We start from the raw sequence: 19,216 nt of genomic DNA on the forward strand, positions 1-19,216 counted from the left end.
GCAACTGCTGTATTCCTGATCTACCCCATCGGTCAAGGTTCCTTCTCTGACGGGATGCCCTTGGGTATCTCGGGTACCTTCAACTTCATGTTCGTGTTCCAGGCAGAGCACAACATTCTGATGCACCCCTTCCACATGCTGGGTGTAGCCGGTGTGTTCGGTGGTTCTCTGTTCTCTGCGATGCACGGTTCTCTTGTGACCTCTTCTCTGGTGCGTGAGACCACCGAGACTGAGTCTCAGAACTATGGTTACAAGTTTGGACAAGAAGAAGAGACCTACAACATCGTGGCAGCCCACGGTTACTTCGGTCGTCTGATTTTCCAATACGCTTCTTTCAACAACTCTCGCGCACTGCACTTCTTCCTGGGTGCATGGCCTGTAGTGGGAATCTGGTTCACCGCGCTGGGTATCAGCACGATGGCGTTCAACCTGAACGGGTTCAACTTCAACCAATCGATTCTGGATTCTCAGGGTCGGGTAGTGAACACCTGGGCGGACATTCTGAACCGTGCGAACCTGGGTATGGAAGTGATGCACGAGCGCAACGCTCACAACTTCCCCCTCGACCTGGCTGCTGGTGAGGCTGCTCCTGTCGCTCTGACCGCTCCTGCTATCAACGGTTAATTGCTAATCGTCTGATTGAAAAAGCGCCCCTAAGGGGCGCTTTTTTACTTTCTGATAAGCTCTACACACAGTTACAGCGCTTTGCGCTTGAATCAGCCACAGTTGTTTTTGTGAGAGCCGTGCGGAGCACGGCTCTCACAAAAACAACCAGATTTTAAGCATCTGAAAAGCGCTGTATGAAGCGATTTGGCGGTATGTACAAACAGGAGAGGGTCAGGGCTTCGCCTTGCCCCTCTCCTGTTTGTACAAGCTTTGCAACCACCTACCTAACCTGACGTTTTCTCGAGAGGTGCTCTGGGCTCAGCCCAGATTGAGGTTATTTAGAAACAGATATAGTGCATTAGTGACTCTGTGAGGGAAGGGGGAAGTTGAAGGCGCTGCTGTAGATCAGCCAGGTTGCGGTAAGCTCCTCGTTGGGTACGATTTTGAACGATCGCCCGCGCCAAAAATAGATCCACGGCTGGGATACGTCCCAACATTTCCACTGAAGCCGTGTTGAGATTGGTCAGGGGGATGGTACAGGGGCTACAAGGGTCGTAATAGCAAAACTGAAGCACAGGAAGCAGAGGCTGTATTCGCTGGGGTGAGAGACTTAGCGCCGCAGCGATGTCTTCCAGAGAATGGAACTGAATTCCCGACTTGCGCAGCGCTACTAGAGTTCGGGCTTGATGAATAGAAATTCCTGGTAACCGTAGCCAGTCGTCTACTTCTGCCCGGTTTACATCAATACCAATGCCTAACTCTGCGGCCAGGGTTACTTCTTCAAACGATTGGAAGCGGTAGTAAGGATCTTGCTGAAGGCGCGATCGCAGTGGTTGAAGTTGACGCCGGGTGGCTCCGTTAAGTTGAGTTAAGAAGTTAGACCAGGACATAGAGCGCAAAGCAGAAGGGGCTAGTGATGCGGTTTATATGCAGGGTTGGACAGTAACGCGGGGAGAACTTGAACTGCCAATTCTTCAGATAGCTTCCTCGATAATTTTTCTTTCCTTCAACCCTCGATTCTCTGCCTTTTTCCTCACCCAATTCGATCGAGTAACTGCCGACGCTTTTGTTCGAATTCATACTCAGAAATCAGACCATCCTGCCGGAGCTGGTCAATTTTTCGAAGAGCATCTGCAACAGCACCGATCTGAGCCGTATCAACAGGACGCGTTACAGAAGGTAAGGTTTCGCCATTAAAGTTACGATCAAAAGCTTCTTGCCCCTGAAAAAAATACCAGAGCGCTTCAAAAAAGCTAGCAGCTCTAGGAACCAGTCCTAAAGCTGATCCGCTTGAGACAATATAGGCTAGCCCCCATCCGGGTTGGCGCAAATAGAATTTATGCAGGCCAGGGAGGATGACACCTGCTAGAGCCAGGGCGATCGCCGTCCAACGGCTTTTTGCCTTTGTTTCCATAGAAGCGGGGGAAATGTAAAGGAGATTGTTACTGTCAGGAACTGGCTTTGATCATAGCGAAAATTCTAAAACTCTTTCCAAAAGGGATGTCTGGAGTTTTACGGTCGGCGTCAGGAAATAAATTTGACTGTTCTTCTGTTAAAAAATCCGTAAAATCCGCAATGTATTCAGTTTAATTTGAAAGCCCGCTTAGAATTTAGATAGGAATTCTGATTCTGGTATCAGGGATTATCTTTGTTGCAGGATTTTTCTGTATACTCCTATGTAGTTTTACGGTATGGATTCTGTCACTATCAGGGCAATCCATAAAGGTTATTTATCACCTCAAACCTTACTGACGCAGGTGTAATGTCGCAGGTCCCCTTTTCAACTGAATGGCTCAATCGCTTTCAAGACCCCTATGCGGTCTTGGGCTTGTCTGTGACAGCAGATGATCGCCGCGTATTGAAGCGCTACCGAGAAATTGCGAAACTGCTTCACCCAGACGGATATGTAGGGGCCGATGCAGAGGTTCGTAATTTGGCTACCCAACTCTTCGCCAAGATAGTTGGGCCTGCCTATCAGAAGCTAAAGCAAGATAAGGGGCGCGCCGAGAACCTGGCGATGCTTCGTTTCCGGGTTCGCCGCTCAATGCGCGAAACCCCTCTTGAGCCGAAAAGTGCGCTCGCCCTGGAACTGATGGGTACACAGCCATCCAACATTGACGTGTTTTACGAACAGGCGATCGCTCGTCTGGCGGAAACTCAGTTTATCCCGTTGGAGCGGTTTGATAGCGCCACCCTTCAGTTAGAGGAGCTGAACCTCGTTTATTTACGGTTGAAGATGGGAGAACCCATCATTCGTGAAAAACGCACGGGTCTGGTTTCTTCACCTCCGGTACAAGCACATCCCAAGGTTGCCTTTGTTGAGAAAAAGGAGGCCGAGGCCGAGGCCATCGATTATGCCGAGCGGCACTTCAACCGGGCACAATCTTACGCTCAAAATGCCAACTGGGCATCGGCAACCCGTGAACTGAAGGACGCTCTAAAAATTAACGCTAACCGCAGTAATTACCATGCGTTGTTGGCGATCGCTTACCTCAAACAAGATTTGCCCACGATGGCCCGGGTTCACTGCCGTCAGGCGTTAAAACTCAACCCTAAAGACACTCTGGCCCTAAAGTACGCATCCAAACTAGGCGTTGACGTTGAAGCAAGCAGCACCGGGAAGGGTACATCTGCGGCAAAATCCTCAGATAAATCTGCCAAAGCCTCTCCAGGAGGTGGTCTGTTTAGCTTTTTAGGCAAACGTCATTAAGAGAATGGTGGCTGATACCCTTCTAATTTGAAGCTGTATAGATTGGGCGGTATGTCGATGTGTGCGGCATACCGCCCAATCTATAGCCTTTCCGATGAGCCAGGGATATGCCTTTGCTCATCGGAAAACGTCCTTACACCGAACTGAATATTTGCAGCAATTCTCATTGGTTCAAATCGTATCGGTTTTGGTAACGCTGGCTGAATATTGCTGCAGCCGGATGAGAATCGACGTAAGCCATCTCTAGAGGTAGCCGTAATAGACTCCTTCCCTTACTGGATAGGAGTACCCAGAGATTTGATTCGTCAACCCATTCATTCCAGCATTTTCTATGAAACCGTCGCTTCGTTCTTTGTCACTCCTGGGCCTTCTCGTTATTCCTTTCGGGCTGATGGCCTGTGCTGATCTACAAATGCGTCCCCAACCCGCTCCACCTTCACCTGACGCCGTTTCGTCCCCCGGAAACACAGCTTCCGCTCCTGGGGCGGTTGCTCCGTCATCAGTTCCTGTTAGTTGGTCACAAATTTTAGGAGAAACTTCTGCTCCTGAGGGCTGGCGAGTTGAGCCCTGTGTAAACCCCACACTGCTCTGCGTCTATGAAGGAGATGAGATCGTCGGTACCGTCGAACTGTTTACGGAACCTGTGGAAGGATCACAATTTGGCAACATCCTGGCAGAGGAAGGAGGCCAACCTATCCCCGCTTTGCGGCGTTGGATTGAGTTGCATTATGAAATGATTCGGAGCGATCGCCAAATAGGGATGCCAACCACCCGTTTCACATCAGAGCCCCCGGAAGAGACCGCTGTTGGTAACCTACCAGGCTTACGATATGGTTTCACCACAACCCATGAAAATGGGGCATTGATTGATCGATCGATTGGATATATGGCAACGGATGGCACGACGTTATATGTCATTGCCACAGGGATGATTAGCCAAGACCCCGCAGGCTCCTTTTCTAGCCAAGAGAAGACCCAACAGTTTCTTCCCCACCTGGCTAAAATTATCAGTGGGCTAAATTTCAACTAACGCTACGTAACCTTAGTTCGGGATAAGCTGAAGTGCTCATTTTGGCGTGCACATAATGCACGCCAAAACGAGCCTTTTCGAGTGCCACGCAACGCGCGGCACTCGAAAAGGCCCTTAACCCGAACTCAAGTTATGCAACGATTCATGCAAGAGGTCTATTGTAAAAAAATATTAGGTTATGAAGGATCCTCCTCAGATTCCTGATGTTTGGGTGGTGGCAGCATTTTCAGGCGGTTTTGCCGGAAAAAACGCCCCGCCGAGAGGGGAAAACTACCTGGCAAAATAAACATGGCTACGGGCACCCCGAGCAACAGGAATGTGATGCCAGCATAGGTAAACGTCAGCACCCGAGCCTTTTGGGGCTGTTCGGGGCCAGGGGTGAGGGTCATTTGATCCAGGGGCATTGCCGCCATGTGCAGCCAGTTCGACAGCTTGGGTGGCACTTTAGTATTCAACCGCAGTTTTATGGCTTCGGTGGAAAAGGACTGGGCGTAAGCGGGGGTTAAAAAAGACCGATAGCGGGCAGCTTCGGGAGTTTCCTGCTTAGCAAAGGACAGGGCTACCCCTTGCAGAAGGCGTCGTAAAGCCTCGGTTTGATCGTTACCGCGCTCCCGAGCAAACAGACTGCGACTGAGAGCGGGATTTAGATTCTCTGGATCACCAACACTGAGATGGGTTGCGCCAATGGCCGTGAGCAAATAACGTTCATCTCCATGGAGATGGGTGTAGGGCAGGAGCTGCTGACTCACCGCAGGGGTAATGGCGTCGGCAGTAGAGGCCACCATCAGCACAGGAATGCGAACGTTTTTCTCCAGGCTAGATGTATCAAATAAACGGCCGATGAGGGGGTTGAGGGTGATAATACGGCGCACCCGGCGATCGCGCAGATCTGGTACATCTTTAGGCAAATCTACGGCTGTACATTGCAACCAATCGGCTACAGAAAGGCCAAACTCTTTCGACCCGTTGCAGAACTGGCGGAGATTATCCAAATTTAGTTCTGCCCCTGCCAGAGCCAGAGCTGTATACCCTCCCAGAGAGTGGCCAATCACAATGGTGTCATCGGTATTGAGCTTGCCCTGGAGATAGCCAGGGTTGTGATTGATGCGCTGTAACTCGCTGAGGAGAAAACTGACGTCCCGAGGGCGGTCAATGAATTCCGACGCGGGTAATAGATTAATAAAGCTATTGTTGAGGACGCGCCCACTGATAACGGCCGACAACCAGGTAACGTTACTACCGGGATGCTCCAAGGCCGCCACGGTAAAACCATGGGAAGCCAGATGATAGGCAAGGTAACCCATGAATCGGCGATCGGCCCCAAAGCCATGGGAAATGACCACGAGTGGCCCTGAACTGTGGCGTGACCAGTAAAGGTCAACGGGGATGGTGCGATGGCGATCGCGATCGCGCAGCACCATAGTTTGCCGCCGTACCCACAGGTAGCCGTTTTCAGTGGGGTCTAGTTCATGGGCAAAGGCCGCCGCCTGGGGCACCGTCAGTTCCCGCTCCAGAACCGAGCTGAGAGACTGGCTCTGCCAGTAGGGCAAGTTCATCTCAGAGGTGAGTGTGAACAGCGCCGTAAGGTCAACGGTTACCTCCTTCTGCGGGAGCTTTTGCATAAAACCCAGAAAGGTCAACCCTTCAGGCCGGGTAGCCGCTTCTGTCAGTGCCTTAAACAGATCAGCACGCTTGGTTTGGGGAAGAATGGTTTCGAGGGTTTTGAGGAGGCGATCGCCCGCAGAGGTTTGCAGCAAATCACTGACCACCTCACGCCCCACAGTCGGTTCTAGAGGAACCCGGCTGGTTAAAAGCTGCCGGGCCTGATCGTTCAAAAGCCAGCCATACAATCGCAGCGAATCGGGTACATCCCCCGTTTTGGCATACTGGCTTAGCTCTTTAACCGTCACGCTCTGTTGCAACGGACCCGCCTTGACCGTTAATCGTTCAGCGGCCCCAGCGGGTAGAGTGCCACCGAGCAACCACCCCAGCAACGTACTACAGGCTAGGGAACCGAGCGCCTTCACTCCCCACCGGAGTCGTCGCCTCGGGCAGGGCAATGTGCTGGAGGCTGCATCAGAGTCCGCAGCATGACAGGAGGTGTGAGAGTGAGCGTCAGGCCAGTTCACGGGCTTCTACTCGAATACGAGGGTGCGACAAATATCGGCCCTTGTGAGGCCGATAGCTTTTGCTCATTAAGAGCATTTGAGGATCAGCATTCCCCAGATTGTTTATGAACATAGCAGAAGTTCATTTCTGACCGGGGATGGGTTCTTTTACAAATAATTACGCCTAAGAGAGCAATTGAGCGTCTATCCCCTGAAGCATTAAGATTTGGCCTCTTGGGGGATAGCCAAATGCAAGGGTTAAAGCAGGGGGGAATCGGTAGCCAATCCCATCAATACTTTAACGCGCTCTGCTGTAGCTGGAGCTAAAAGTACCCCATTCCGGTAATGCCCTGTTGCCAGGATCACATTGGTCGCTCCCGGTATAACCTCGATTACGGGCGCAGGCTGCTGTGAGGGGCGAGGCCGTAGACCGGACCAAGTTTGCACAATCTCAGCCTGGGCTAAGGTAGGGCAGAGGGCGGTCGCCCCCTCCAGTACGGGTGTCAAATTCTCGGGATTGACAGCAAGTTCTCCCCCATCCGGGGGAAATTCCACTGTGGCCCCAACCCAATATTCCCCCTGCCCCAACGGAACGATATGAATGTCGTACCCGGTAATGACTGGCTGAAAGTCAGGATGGCCCATTGGTTGGGATAGCTTCAGGCGGGCGGCCTGTCCTAAGACTGGCCCTACAGCCAGGGGTGTCTCTAAATCCTGAGTTAATGAGGTTGTGCCCAGCCCTGACGCCAAAATAATCCAGTCTGCCTCCTGCAACCCCTGCCGAGTGTGTACCCCCCGACACTCGGATATATTCATATCGAGAGCCAGGGCCTCTACTGGAGTATTCAGCAGAAATGTGACTCCACGTCCTCTGGCTGCTGTTACCAGAGCCTCTGTCAGGTAAGCCGGATGCAGTTGTCGATCCTGGGGGGAGTAGACGGCTGGAACTATTGGGGCGACCTGAGGGCAATGGGTCTGCATTTGAGCCGCATCCCAAAGTTCCAGCGACCAGCCTTGTTGTTGGCGGGTTTCTGCGAGCGATCGCCAACCCGCCTCGTTGTCTTCGTCCAGGCGCAGCAGCACAATCCCTTGTCGGTTGTATGGGATATGCGTGCCGGTAGCGGTCTCTAATTCTGGAATTAACGTTTCATAACGACGCAGGCTAAACTCGCGCAACTGCCAGGCCCGTCCTCGCACCTTGTGGCTGATAGCCCCCATTAGAACACCCAGTGCGGCTCCAGTCGAACCTTGAGCAGGAGGCTGCTGATCCAGCACCGTAATCGTGAGGGAGGGAATCTGGGAAAGCTCGTAGGCGATCGTCGCTCCGATGATGCCGCACCCGACGATGATGACTCGTGTCATACACATGTCCTAACCAAACTGTGTAAGGCTATCTAACGATTAAAAAATCAGACAGGAGATGCCTCCTGCCTGATGGGAATGCCTTGCTGAACCGCAAAGGTCGGCTGCAAGACAATTAAGATGCTGGCCTAAGCTGTTGGAATCAAATTCAAGAAGGTATCAAAGTCACGAAGTGCTTCGTTGTAGTTCTTCAATGCCTTAATGCGATCATTGGAGACAGTTGCTTCATCAATGGTATTGAGATGCTCAAATACATCACGGGCTGCTTCCAGAGCTTCCTTTTGAGCTTTCTCAGGACGTAACTGACGAGCCAGACTGCTCATCTTAAATCGCAGTTCCCCTAAGGGGCCATGAATGTATGTTTGTACGTCATTCCAATCGCCCTTTTGCACCAGACTGGGAATTTCTAACATCCGTTCCCGTAAGTCTTGAACCGTTGCCAACGACGTCTCGATTTGGGTCAGTTGGTCGGTCGTATAAAGCGGGCCTTTAGCAACGGGCTGACCACTACAACTAACCATGAAGATGGCGAGTGCCGCCACCAGTAACATCAAAACTGACCGAAAACCTTTCATAGAACGAAGTCTATCCATATATAAGGTGTCACCCTTATAGGGTATCGGGTGGAGGGAATTGGGTAAAGGGGTGGATGAGTGGATGATTGGATGAGGTGAATTTAAATTCACCTCATCCAATCATTACACCTCCTCACTCGGCTTCTCCAATCAGGGTGAAGGCGGCCCATTCTCGGGAGGAGGGATATTGTTGCATTGTGGTGAGCATGGCCTGACGGAGGGCCTGTGCTTTGTCAGGGTTTTGCTGGAGATTGCGGTAAAACGCGGTCATTAGGACAGCCGTGGCGTCGTCAGGAACGGCCCAGAGGGACACCACGACGCTTGACGCGCCAGCAGCAATGAATGAGCGTGAGAGGCCCAGAACTCCATCTCCGGTGATGCGGCCTCGACCAGTGTCGCAGGCGCTGAGTACAACCAGATCGGCGTGCAGATTAAGATTGAGGATTTCGTTGGCGGTGAGCAGGCCATCATCGCCTGGATTGGGAGCGAGGGCGATCGCCCCCGGTACGCCCAACCCTTCTACGTCATCTAAAAACCCATGGGTTGCCAGATGAATGATGCGAGATTGCCCCATCTGTTGCACCACTCGCCCTTCTGTAGCCTGCGCCCCCACCAGTGCTGAATGGTGTAAGAGTTGGCTAATTTCCCGTGCTTCCGCTTCCGCGTTGGGAAGGGGGGGCAGGGTTTCTGGCGGGCTACCGACTGTGGGCATAACGGGATTGCCAACTACCAGGGCAGGATTAGCGGCGGGTTGGGAGGCTAACCGCTCTTGCTGGGTGTGAGTCAGTCCTAATACCTGAATGGCTGGGGCAGTGAGTAATGTATGGCGCTCGATTAGATAAGACAGGTTCTCATCCTGAAGGGCTGCAAAGGGGACGAGGAAGAGAGAACCCTGGGGAATAAAGATGACCCGTTTCTCGGGATCTGTGGGCAGTAGATCAACGATGGGATCGATCAGCAGTTGATGAAGCCGTTGCAGGCGTCGGCTAGAGCGGCGAGAGGTGCTTGCATCGGGAGGTGGGCCAGTAGCCCGGCTATTATCGGTGTTTTCCAAGACCGCTTCCCGCGTGCCCCGAACTAATCTGTCCAGGATGGGGGCTGTGGCAGCTCGACCACGCCCCTGAGCGGCGGCTACCCGGGTGTCTTCCACGAGTTCTTGAACGGAGGCATCCTCTGCATCTACTGCGGCCAGGCTGGTTTCCCGGTAACTTATGGTGCCGTCGGGCTGGATAACCCAGATGGCAATGCGATCGCCCACTAACAGCGAATACTGCACCAGGGTTGCGTCTGCTTGCCGGGCAATCTGCCGAATCTCCTCCAGGTTTGGGGGTGCCGTGTCTAGTTGTTCTGCGGCTTGGGCCGAGAAGCGGCGGGCAACCAGTTCGACAAAGGTACGGGCTCGTCCTCGCTCGGAAATTTCCAGAGCATCGTCGTAGCGTTTCAGGTCAATGAGTACCTGCTGCAACACCCGGTAGGCCGACATCTGCGTCTCAAACAGTGATACTTGATCCGCCTCATTTAGACCCGGCCGCAGAGATTCCCAAATCTCAACGGCGTCCAGTAACGAATTGGCTGCATCGGTTAAATCTCCCTGTTCGTACTGAGCAATGCCCAGGTTGCTGAGGCCCTGCCCTTCCCGAACACGATCGCCCACTCCCCGCGATAACTCTATACTTTGCTGATATAGCTCAATCGCTTTGGTATTGTCTCCAGCTATATCAGCGGCGAGGGCCAGGCTACCCAGGGCAATGCCTTCACCCCGGCGATCGCCCATTTGCCGCATCAGGCTAAGACTGCGCTCAAAGTAATCCTGAGCTGCGGGTAAATTGCCTTGATCGACAGCCACATTGCCCAGGCTAATCAGGGCTGTGCTCACCCCATCGCGTTCGTTAAGGCGCTCCAATCGTTCCAACGCACCTAGCAAGAGTTCCTGGGCTTTATCCAGTTCCCCCTCCTGCCGATATAGCTGACCCTGGCTACCCAGGATGTAAGCTTCCAGGCTAGTGTCGCGAATCGTTTGAGCCAACGTCAGGCTTTCGTCGTAATAGCTGAAGGCCCGACTAGGATTGCCCAGGTCTCCATACAGATTTCCCAGGCGTTGCAATACGGCGGCTTCCCCGGCTGTGTTCTGAAGGCCACGGAAGAGGGCTAAAGCGGCTTCGTAATGGTCAATTGCCTGCGGATAATTGCCGCGATCGGTGTAGGCGTTGGCCAGGTTGCCCAAGACGTTAGCCTCACCTTGACGGTTATTGTCCTGGCGGGCTAGTTCCAGGCTCCGCTCATAGGTGGCGATCGCCCGGTCATAATCTCCCGTGGATTTGTAAAGGATGCCCAGGGCATTTAAGGTGTACTGCTCTCCCTCGCGATCGCCCTGTTGCTCAGCCAGGGTGAGGGCTTCTTCCTGATAGGTTAGGGCCTCAGCGTAGTTCCCCATTCGCTCGTGGGTATGGCCCAGGTTATTGAGGGCGTAGACGATCCCCTCGTAGTCATCAATTTTGCGGGCAAGCTCCAGGCTCTCCTCAAAGGCGGCGATCGCCTGAGGGTAGTCTTGCAGGGCCTCGTACACCGCGCCCAGGTTTCCCAGAATGCGTCCTTCACCGACCCGATTACCCGATTGCCGATACAATCGCAGGGCTTCCTCCCAGGATTGTAGTGCTGCTTGCACCTGTCGCCGTTGCAATTGCTGAGCTCCCTGATTCATCAGGGTACTGGCTTGCTCATCAAGAGACGGCTGAGCTTGGGCTAGACGAATGGGAGTTTCCTCTAGGCTCCATCGAGAGGAGGCAAGAGCAGTTCCAGGTAGGCTTACGGTGAAGGCAAGGGCCAACCCACCGAAAAATAGGCGACGGACGCTGCAAGAACCCATACGCTTAATCCTGGAGAAAACGAGAGTCTGTTCTTTGGGGTCGAAGCGCACGAAGAAACACCTAAAGCACGCTCCAAAGTTAAAGTTCCCGGAACGGCAAATGGTTTATCGTGGGTTCTCAGTAGATGTACTAAACTTCAGTTCGGGTTAAGCTGAAGTGCTCATTTTGGCGTGCACTATGTGCACGCCAAAATGAGCGTTTTCGAGTGCCGCGCAACGCGCGGCACTCGAAAACGCCCTTAACCCGAACTCAGCGTTACTAAGGATTACAAATAAACAACCTGCAATTCTTTTGTGGGAGGGATGTAAAGCCATCACTCTTACAAAAAGAATTGCAGGTTATAGATGCAGGATCATTAGAGGAGAGAGCTCAGCTCTCACCTTCTCTCAACGAGCGATCGCAAGATTCAGGAAACAGGCGTGGCGTCCAGGTAGAAGCGCCGGCACATGGTGACGCCAGAATCTTCGCAGCCGTTTAGGGGACAGTCGTGGTTGGCACAGAGGGAGCAGTCGGCCCGGGTTTGGAGGGCAAGTTGTTGGGCGGTGTAGATACTAATGCCCTGGCTGATGAAACCTCGGGTTTCCAGCTCTGAAATTTCGTCACAGATCAGAATGGCATGGGTGATCCCCAGCTGAGTGCGTGCCAGGTTGATGTGATCTAGAGTTTTTCGGAAGCTGCGCTGTTCCGTTTTGATTTCAATCAAGACCCGTTCTTCCTGGCTGGTAAAGACGGTGGGTTTATTTTGAGCGAAAAAATCTTTATAGTGCAGCTCGAACGTGCCATCGGTGAAGCGGATGGTCCGCATCATCCGCATGAACGGTTCGGTGAAGTTACCAAACTCATCGGGGCCGTACCACCAGGAGCGGTGCCAGGCCTCAGCGGGTAAGTTGATAATGTCGTCTACCTGTTCCTGAGAGAAGCCGGACGTGCCAAGTATAGTAATCGCTTGAGCCAACGAAAGCTTTTTCCCTAAGCAATGAGTTTCTGACTCACAGCGGGTTAGCATCAGGTACTCGCGCTTCACCAGATGGGGGGCCGTCGTGGCAGCAATGTGCTCCTCAATTTCTTGAGGAGATTCCGCCAGGACGGAGTGAATGACTTCGAATTCGACCACTCCATCCACTGTGCGGCGTGCCTCAAAGGGCACCCCAATGGATGCTTTCACCGATCCCAGACGATGAGGCTGAGTAAGCGGTGGTGTGCAGTGGGTCAGCAGGGATTTGAGGAGAGGAGTATCGGCGATCGCCAGGGCTATTTGAACACGGTCATGAAGGGAAATGGCCTCTGGGCGATCGCTCGACAAATGGGTCAATGCGTGATCCAGCATGGGAAACCTGCCCCAGACTTTTAGATTCTTATTATGGAGAGTTCAACCTGAAAGCAGGTAAAATTCCGTGGATCTCTTAAGAAAAAGAGATATAGTCTTCACCAGCAAATTTCTAGAACTCGTTATACAGCACTGTGCAGATACGTTCATTACGGAAACGGTGGTGTAGGGCACAGAATGTCCTACACCACCATACTTAGTAAACTTGTGACCGATTGAACTATGCCTGAATGACAAAGTCAGCCGCTGTCAGTGCGGCCTGATTTTGTAGAAGGGCAAACTGCCCACCCGAGCCAAATCCGTTTTGGCGCCCGTTGGCGTTGTAGAACAACGCCCCCTCACTCCGTACGTAGGTGATGAGCGCCCGGCTACGGGCAGCTTCTTCAAGGTTTCGCACCCTTGTAAAGCTGGGAGTGTTGCTTCTGAAATTGGTAAAAGTCGTACGGTCGAGCACGATTTTATCGATACCCACACGGAAATCTACAACCCGGTCAATACCCATGCGAGTGCGGCTGAAGGCCTCTCTCATGCCGAAGCGGAAGCGATCGCTTCCCCCGTCGCCCTGGAGCCGATCGGCACCAATATCCCCCCATAACTTATCACTGCCAGCACCACCAACCAGGTTGTCGTTGTTGCTGCCACCAACCAGGGAGTCATTGCCATTTTCCCCAATCAGCTGGTCGTTACCTGTGTTGCCCCCAATCTGATCGTCTCCGGCGCCTCCGAAGAGGGTGTCAGCCCCAGCCCCACCAATCAGGCGATCATTATTGCCAAAGCCTCGGATGCGATCGCCACCGCCGTTGCCCGTAATAAAGTTACGCACGCCACTGCCCAGCAGCTGATCCTGGAAATTACTGCCCCGAATCCCTGTGTAATTCGCGAAGGCGCGGTCTATCAGACGGGAACCCACGAGAATCTGTAGCTTTCCAGTTTCCAGATTGACATTGATGCCCCGATCCAAATCTGTAGCATTGACGGTTGGTAATTCAAACACCAGACCTGCAATCGGTCCGGGCTGCCCATAAATGACATAGCTCTCGCCAGCGCTGGAGTTGCCGTCGGGATCTGCATTGGGGGCACCAATAATCAGATCGTCAACGCCGTCGCCGTTGACGTCGCCGATGCGGCTGAGCGATCGCCCCGACTCATCTCCTGCACTGATGCCGTTGATCTGAAACCCATCGGCACTATCTAAATCACTTAAATCAAGTTGGGCTGAGTAGCTACCAGTCCGTCCAAACACGACATAGCTTCGACCGGAGGATAACCCATTGGGATCTGCCCCAGGGGCTCCGATCAGAAGATCATCAAAACCATCATCATTGATATCCCCAGCAGACGAAATGGCAGCTCCCACCTGGTCTTCTCCAGCGGCACCATTTAACACAAAACCATTCGTGCCATTTAACTCCGATAGGTTAAAGGTGGCTGGAAAACCTCCCGATCGCCCAAAAACTACATAAACGCGCCCCGATGCCGTGGTGTTACGGTCAGCATTTGGGGCACCTACCATAAAGTCGTTGATACCATCGCCATTAAAGTCGCCAGCACCACTGACCGCAGAGCCCAGCCTGCCTTCCTCGCTGAGGCCGTTGATGCGGAACCCAGTGCTGCCGTTTAAGGCAGACAACCCCAGGTTGGCCGGAAAACCACCGGAGCGCCCAAATACAACATAGGCTTGCCCCGAAGAAAAACCGTTTGGATCGGCACTGGGAGCGCCAATGAGCAGGTCATCAATCCCATCGTTATTCACATCGCCAATTTGGCTTACCGCATAACCAGCCTGGTCTTCTGGGCTAATGCCTGTAATTCTGAATCCATTGGAGCCAGTTAATGCTGAGAACGTGAGGTTTGCTCCAAATCCAGCTTGCTGGCCGAAGACCACATAGCCCTGGCCAACGAGGGAGGAATTAGGATTGGCTCCATAGGCTCCGATGAAAAGGTCATCTAGACCGTCACCGTTCACATCCCCGGCTCCACTGACCGAGAAGCCAGAGAAGTCGTCGGCGTCAATACCATTCAAAACAAAACCGTTGGTGCCATTGAGGGTCGATAGTTCCAGGTCACCAGAAAATCCTTCACGCTGTCCAAATATGACATAGCTGCGGCCTGCACTGGCAGCCGTCGTATCGGCCCCGTAAGCTCCAATGATGATGTCGCCCAGGCCATCACCATTGACATCTCCTGCTCCACTAACGGAGTAGCCCGTTAAATCGAGTTCGGCGAGTCCGTTGATCCGAAACCCATTGCTACCGTTAAGAGCTGATATGTTGAAGTTATTGGGGAAGCCACCCTGACGACCAAATAAAACATAGGCCTGGCCTGAACTAAGGCCATTGGGATCGGCAGTACTGGCTCCCACGATAAAGTCTTGCAACCCATCACCATTGACATCCCCTGCACCGCCAACCGCAGTGCCGAGCTGATCGCCAATCTGAACGCCGTTGATAGCAAACCCGTTCGTCCCGTCGAGGTTTGCTAATTCAAGTACTAATGGAAACATAGGAGATACGTGCAGGAGGTGAAAAAAAGCAATGGATGAGGGAATCGCTCAACGCTTTCTGAATGGATGAAATAATTTCGACGAGTTTTGTAAAAATAAGTTGATCTGGAGTTCCCCCTGCCACAGGGGCTACGCTCCTTATGGGAGCAAGTTATTCTTACAAACCGTTTTTATCCAATAGCAGCACTTAAGCGAAAGGCTTAAAAGCACTGAACCAAAGTAAATGTCGTTACGCCATATACCCTGCTGCAAATGATAATCTGACACTCTCAAAAAGGCTCAACTTTTTCCCTATTGTTGAGAACGTATAGAGGGCTTTAGAGAGGTGGAGACTAAAACTGGAAACATGGTACTGAGTAAGGAAGATTACCTGATATTCAGTTTTTGGCACTGACTTTTCAGTATACTTATCCAGATGTTCAACTAGATTGAACTTTGTAGGCTGAAGAACCTGCTACGGCTGAATTACAGCTGAAAAATCAGAAAATTTACTGAGCTGGAAAATCCCAGACCTGAACTCTCCGCAGGGAGTATCCATAAAAACTGCTGCAAGCACTACAGCAATGTGCAAGTGCATTAAATACAGCGACGGTGTTTTGGGTGGGGGATGACGTGCCCCACAACACCGTACTTAACCTCAGTTCGGGATAAGCTGAAGTGCTCATTTTGGCGTGCACTATGTGCACGCCAAAATGAGCGTTTTCGAGTGCCGCGCGTTGCGCGGCACTCGAAAACGCCTTTAACCCGAACTCAGGTTACTTAATCAACGCGCACAGCGCTATAGGGTGACGGAGGTGCAAATTGGAAGGTTTGCACTTGCCAGGGCCGTAGCGAAATAGTGCTCTGAGTATCTGGCGTCTCGTCAGATGTTTCCAGGAGGGTGATAGGTTCTAGCGTGAGAGGTTGAGGATTCGAGACATCTGCTGTTCCAGTTGGTATAGCCCACTGTGCTTCTAGGCCAGCGCCGACCTCTCCGAGGCATTCATAACATCGTAAAATCCAACGATTTGAATGCTCCTCGCTCAGCTTCAGGGCTGACAGGATGAGATTTTCTCCAGGAAGTTTAAGCAGGGTATGGATGGATGGCAGGGTGGGGGAAACGGCTGGGGTGTTTTTCTCTACAAAAGCCACCATGGGCTGGTTTAATTCATAAGCCCGCTGAACAATTTGTGCCGTTTGCCAGGAGCCGGAGTGGGGGGCGATCGCATACGTAAACTGATGATGACCGCGATCCGCTATCGGGTTGGGAAACAACGGGCTGCGCAGTAAAGATAGCCGCATTTGCCCCGGCTTTACATCCACCCCATGCTTGTACCCGGTTAGCAGGCTGACGCCAGACTGTTGATCACTCATGTCTACCCAGCGCAGAGCCGGGACTTCCCACTTGGCTTGCTCCTCGGGAGTAACGGGCTGGGTGGGGTGGGTCATGGCCCCAAAAGGTATTTCGCGGGTGAAGCGATCGCCCACAACCGCAATTGGAAATGCTGCCTTCAGTAGCACATGAGTTTCCTGCCAATCCACCTCGGTGTCGATGTACAACACCGCCGAATGAACAGGTAAGCGATACCGTTGCTCTAATTGGGATTGGCCAAGCTTCCAGACGGCGCGAATGCTAGAACCTAAGGCCGTCTGATGCACCTCCTCCAGTTTTGCCAGTTGGGGGGCGGGGAGGCGGTGTTGTTCATAGGCGGGGTCAATGTTCCAGGCGTCCCAATACTGGCCACTGTCTTGAAAGGCTTGAAGTTCATTGCCGGGGCCGCTTAATACTTCCCGTCCCTGGCGTTTGTCGAAAATGCTTGCCAGGAAACCGGTACGGGGATCAACCTGAACCCGTAAATACTGATTTTCTAATTGAAATGAGGGAGGAAATCCAGAGGGCTGCGTTTCTGCTCCCTGCTGGCAGGGAATTAACCAGAATGACCGATAGCCGACACCCGGAACCGCACTGGCTTGAAAGGAGAGTGTTAGCTTGTCGGAAGATGGCTGACCGTGGGAGGCGATCGCTCGTCCCTCTAAATCCCACACTTGCCAGTCTTCTCCGGTTAAGGGTAGGTCCAGGGTAACGACCTCAGAACGTACCCAATTTAGCCCGTTGAATACTACAACAGGACGGGCTTCAGAATGAGGTGGGTCAGGTAGGGCAATATGCTGAGCGATCGCCCGCAAAGCTTCCTGTTGAATTTGGCTTGCTGTCTCCGCCGCTGCTGCCCACTCGGGGTTGGCATCGTCGTAAACCTGGGTAATGGCTGAACCTGGCAGAATGTCGTGGAACTGGTTGAATAAAACTTGTTTCCAGGCGGTTTCTAATGCCAGGGCAGGAAAGGGTTGGCGATCGAGGTAAGTGGCGATTGAAGCCCACAGCTCTGCTTCATACAGGCTTACTTCACAGTGAGTGTTCCAGGCTTTCTGGTCGCCGTGGGTGGTGTAGCAGCCACGATGGTACTCCAGGTAAAGCTCATCGTTCCAGAGGGGCAGGTTTTCTGGCTGGATGGCGGCCTGGGCGCGATCGAGAAACGCTTCGGCGGTATCGAACACGAGTTGGGGGAAGAAGGGCGATCGCTGCCAGCGGCGAGCCAGGTGCAGCATGTCCCGACTGGGGCCACCGCCATGATCACCCACTCCAATGAGCCAGAGGGCTTCTGTCAGCCCAGTCTTACGTTCCCATGTGCAGGCGTAGTCCGTCATTTTAATAGGGTCAATGCCTTCCCCAATGGGGGCAGAGTGCAGGCTAAAAATAGGGGTACCATCGGGAGCTTGCCAGATAAAGGCTTCGTGGGGAAAGGGGTTGCTGTCATTCCACCGCAGCTTTTGCGTGACGAAGTAACGGACGCCGCCCTGTTGCAGAACTTGGGGTAACTGCCAGCAGAACCCAAAACTGTCGGGCAGCCAGGCGATCGCACTCTTGCGCCCAAACTTCTGCTCCACATAGCGTTGCCCGTACAACACCTGCCGCACCAGGGATTCGCCACTAATGACATTAAACTCGGGTTCTACCCACAGTCCCGCAGCTACTTCCCAGCGGCCTGTCGTTACCTGCTGCCGAATTGCCTCAAACAGCGCAGGACGATGGGCCTCCAACCAGGCATACAAGGCGGGAGAGGAATGACTGAAGATGAGCTCAGGAAATTCTGACTGCAATTGCAGCACTGACTTAAAGGTGCGTTCGGCTGCATCCCAGGTATCGCTGACGGGCCATAACCAGGCGAGATCCAGGTGTGCGTGACCGAGCAGCGTGATCTGTCGCTGTTTCAGCGCCCCACTGAGGGGGAGGAGGCGATCGCGCAACCTTACCAATTCCTGATCAAATTTGTGGCGATCGCCCACACAAAGCCAATCGAGCGATCGTACAGCCTCTTCCAGATTTACCCGATCAGGGGCAAACGCTTCAGTGTAGCGCTGTAACACGGCCAGCTCATCGGCTACAAACCCAGGTTCCGGGCAGGGTTCCAGGCTATGGTCGGGCCGCTCGTATAAGCAAACGGAGCGCACCAGAGCGCCATCATCATGGCCTGGACTGATCAGGCGCAGGGCAACAGCGATCGACTCCCCCGGCCGCACTGCCTCCCGCAAAAGAATTCGGGCGGAGCAGTCAAATAAATCGCCCTCCTGTACCAACTGCCCATCGATAAAGATCTGAGCTGACTCTGCCCACCAGGTTAGGGCCAGGCGCAGGGTTAATCCTTGTAGGGGATACGCCGCCAGGGTTTCCGGTACCTGGAGCCGTAGCCCCAGCCACCGCACCCGACGTCCCTTTTCCCAGGCGACATGACGGCGGGCATTGAGAGTAACGGATGCCCACTCACTCCACAGGTCGGATTGAGTGGCCTGCTCGGAAGAGAGGTTCTGGCCACTCTCGCGCCAAAACGACTGGACGTCCTGTTGGGTGAGAGCTCGCAGGTGAGCGATCGCCTCCTCTACGCCCCGAGGGGAATTTGCGACATCAAGGTTCGGCTGTCCGGCAGTTGATTGAGTCATTAATCTTGTAGGGTTAGGGCATTAGGGTGGGTGGAGGTATTGCCCCACTCACGTCTGATGCCCTAACTAACCCGCCAAAGGTTATAAGATCAGGTCAGAATGCGCTGTAGGGCGCGGACTCGCACTCAAGGGAATGGTTGAAGCGTTGATCGT

11 protein-coding genes and 1 pseudogene are annotated in these 19,216 nt (G+C 53.2%); 3 read left to right on the top strand and 9 right to left on the bottom strand.

The annotated features are described in order from the left end of the window. Positions 1–624: pseudogene (locus H6F91_RS07180) on the top strand (photosystem II q(b) protein); the annotation flags it as partial. Between the two features lie 320 nt (positions 625–944). Here H6F91_RS07180 and H6F91_RS07185 read toward each other — a convergent pair. Both H6F91_RS07185 and H6F91_RS07190 read right to left on the bottom strand, forming a co-directional pair. Next, a complete protein-coding gene (locus H6F91_RS07185) occupies positions 945–1,496 on the bottom strand; it encodes a ComEA family DNA-binding protein (RefSeq protein WP_190772152.1) in 552 nt (183 codons plus the stop codon). Positions 1,497–1,639: 143 nt separating this feature from the next. After that, entirely contained in the window at positions 1,640–2,020 is a 381-nt protein-coding gene (locus tag H6F91_RS07190) for an SHOCT domain-containing protein (protein WP_190772153.1), read from the bottom strand. A 348-nt stretch (positions 2,021–2,368) separates the two neighbouring features. On the opposite strand from H6F91_RS07190, the gene H6F91_RS07195 reads away from it, so the two are divergent. After that, positions 2,369–3,316, top strand: coding sequence for a J domain-containing protein (locus H6F91_RS07195; protein WP_190772154.1), 948 nt, complete (start codon positions 2,369–2,371; stop codon positions 3,314–3,316). Positions 3,317–3,647: 331 nt separating this feature from the next. Continuing rightward, positions 3,648–4,346: a hypothetical protein gene (locus H6F91_RS07200; protein WP_190789276.1), complete on the top strand. Its 699-nt coding sequence runs from the start codon at positions 3,648–3,650 to the stop codon at positions 4,344–4,346. A gap of 176 nt (positions 4,347–4,522) precedes the next feature. Here H6F91_RS07200 and H6F91_RS07205 read toward each other — a convergent pair whose 3' ends face one another. From H6F91_RS07205 to H6F91_RS07235, 7 genes are all read right to left on the bottom strand, one after another. Beyond that, complete coding sequence (locus tag H6F91_RS07205) at positions 4,523–6,475, bottom strand: alpha/beta hydrolase (RefSeq protein ID WP_190772156.1); 1,953 nt, start codon at positions 6,473–6,475, stop codon at positions 4,523–4,525. A 237-nt stretch (positions 6,476–6,712) separates the two neighbouring features. Continuing rightward, positions 6,713–7,816, bottom strand: coding sequence for an FAD-dependent oxidoreductase (locus H6F91_RS07210; RefSeq protein WP_190772157.1), 1,104 nt, complete (start codon positions 7,814–7,816; stop codon positions 6,713–6,715). A gap of 128 nt (positions 7,817–7,944) precedes the next feature. Beyond that, positions 7,945–8,409 carry a photosystem II protein PsbQ gene (psbQ, locus tag H6F91_RS07215; RefSeq protein ID WP_206754912.1) on the bottom strand — a complete coding sequence of 155 codons (465 nt, stop codon included), beginning with the start codon at positions 8,407–8,409 and terminating at the stop codon, positions 7,945–7,947. Positions 8,410–8,524: 115 nt separating this feature from the next. Then, entirely contained in the window at positions 8,525–11,257 is a 2,733-nt protein-coding gene (locus H6F91_RS07220; RefSeq protein WP_190772159.1) for a CHAT domain-containing tetratricopeptide repeat protein, read from the bottom strand. Positions 11,258–11,664: 407 nt separating this feature from the next. Continuing rightward, complete coding sequence (locus H6F91_RS07225; protein ID WP_190789277.1) at positions 11,665–12,585, bottom strand: hypothetical protein; 921 nt, start codon at positions 12,583–12,585, stop codon at positions 11,665–11,667. Positions 12,586–12,805: 220 nt separating this feature from the next. Next, positions 12,806–15,088: an FG-GAP repeat protein gene (locus H6F91_RS07230; protein ID WP_190789278.1), complete on the bottom strand. Its 2,283-nt coding sequence runs from the start codon at positions 15,086–15,088 to the stop codon at positions 12,806–12,808. 759 nt (positions 15,089–15,847) lie between these two features. Beyond that, complete coding sequence (locus tag H6F91_RS07235; RefSeq protein ID WP_190772162.1) at positions 15,848–19,063, bottom strand: alpha-mannosidase; 3,216 nt, start codon at positions 19,061–19,063, stop codon at positions 15,848–15,850. Between the last annotated feature and the right edge of the window lie 153 nt (positions 19,064–19,216).

It is taken from the genome of Leptolyngbya sp. FACHB-8 (assembly GCF_014695575.1).
Taxonomy (GTDB): Bacteria; Cyanobacteriota; Cyanobacteriia; order Elainellales; family Elainellaceae; genus Vacuolonema.

What these genes read in the sequence shown, in the direction of transcription:
- H6F91_RS07185 (WP_190772152.1), bottom strand. Translation starts at nt 1,496, where the DNA reads ATGTCCTGGTCTAACTTCTTAACTCAACTTAACGGAGCCACCCGGCGT.
- H6F91_RS07190 (WP_190772153.1), bottom strand. Translation starts at nt 2,020, where the DNA reads ATGGAAACAAAGGCAAAAAGCCGTTGGACGGCGATCGCCCTGGCTCTA.
- H6F91_RS07195 (WP_190772154.1), top strand. Translation starts at nt 2,369, where the DNA reads ATGTCGCAGGTCCCCTTTTCAACTGAATGGCTCAATCGCTTTCAAGAC.
- H6F91_RS07200 (WP_190789276.1), top strand. Translation starts at nt 3,648, where the DNA reads ATGAAACCGTCGCTTCGTTCTTTGTCACTCCTGGGCCTTCTCGTTATT.
- H6F91_RS07210 (WP_190772157.1), bottom strand. Translation starts at nt 7,816, where the DNA reads ATGACACGAGTCATCATCGTCGGGTGCGGCATCATCGGAGCGACGATC.
- psbQ (WP_206754912.1), bottom strand. Translation starts at nt 8,409, where the DNA reads ATGGATAGACTTCGTTCTATGAAAGGTTTTCGGTCAGTTTTGATGTTA.
- H6F91_RS07220 (WP_190772159.1), bottom strand. Translation starts at nt 11,257, where the DNA reads ATGGGTTCTTGCAGCGTCCGTCGCCTATTTTTCGGTGGGTTGGCCCTT.
- H6F91_RS07225 (WP_190789277.1), bottom strand. Translation starts at nt 12,585, where the DNA reads ATGCTGGATCACGCATTGACCCATTTGTCGAGCGATCGCCCAGAGGCC.
- H6F91_RS07230 (WP_190789278.1), bottom strand. Translation starts at nt 15,088, where the DNA reads ATGTTTCCATTAGTACTTGAATTAGCAAACCTCGACGGGACGAACGGG.
- H6F91_RS07235 (WP_190772162.1), bottom strand. Translation starts at nt 19,063, where the DNA reads ATGACTCAATCAACTGCCGGACAGCCGAACCTTGATGTCGCAAATTCC.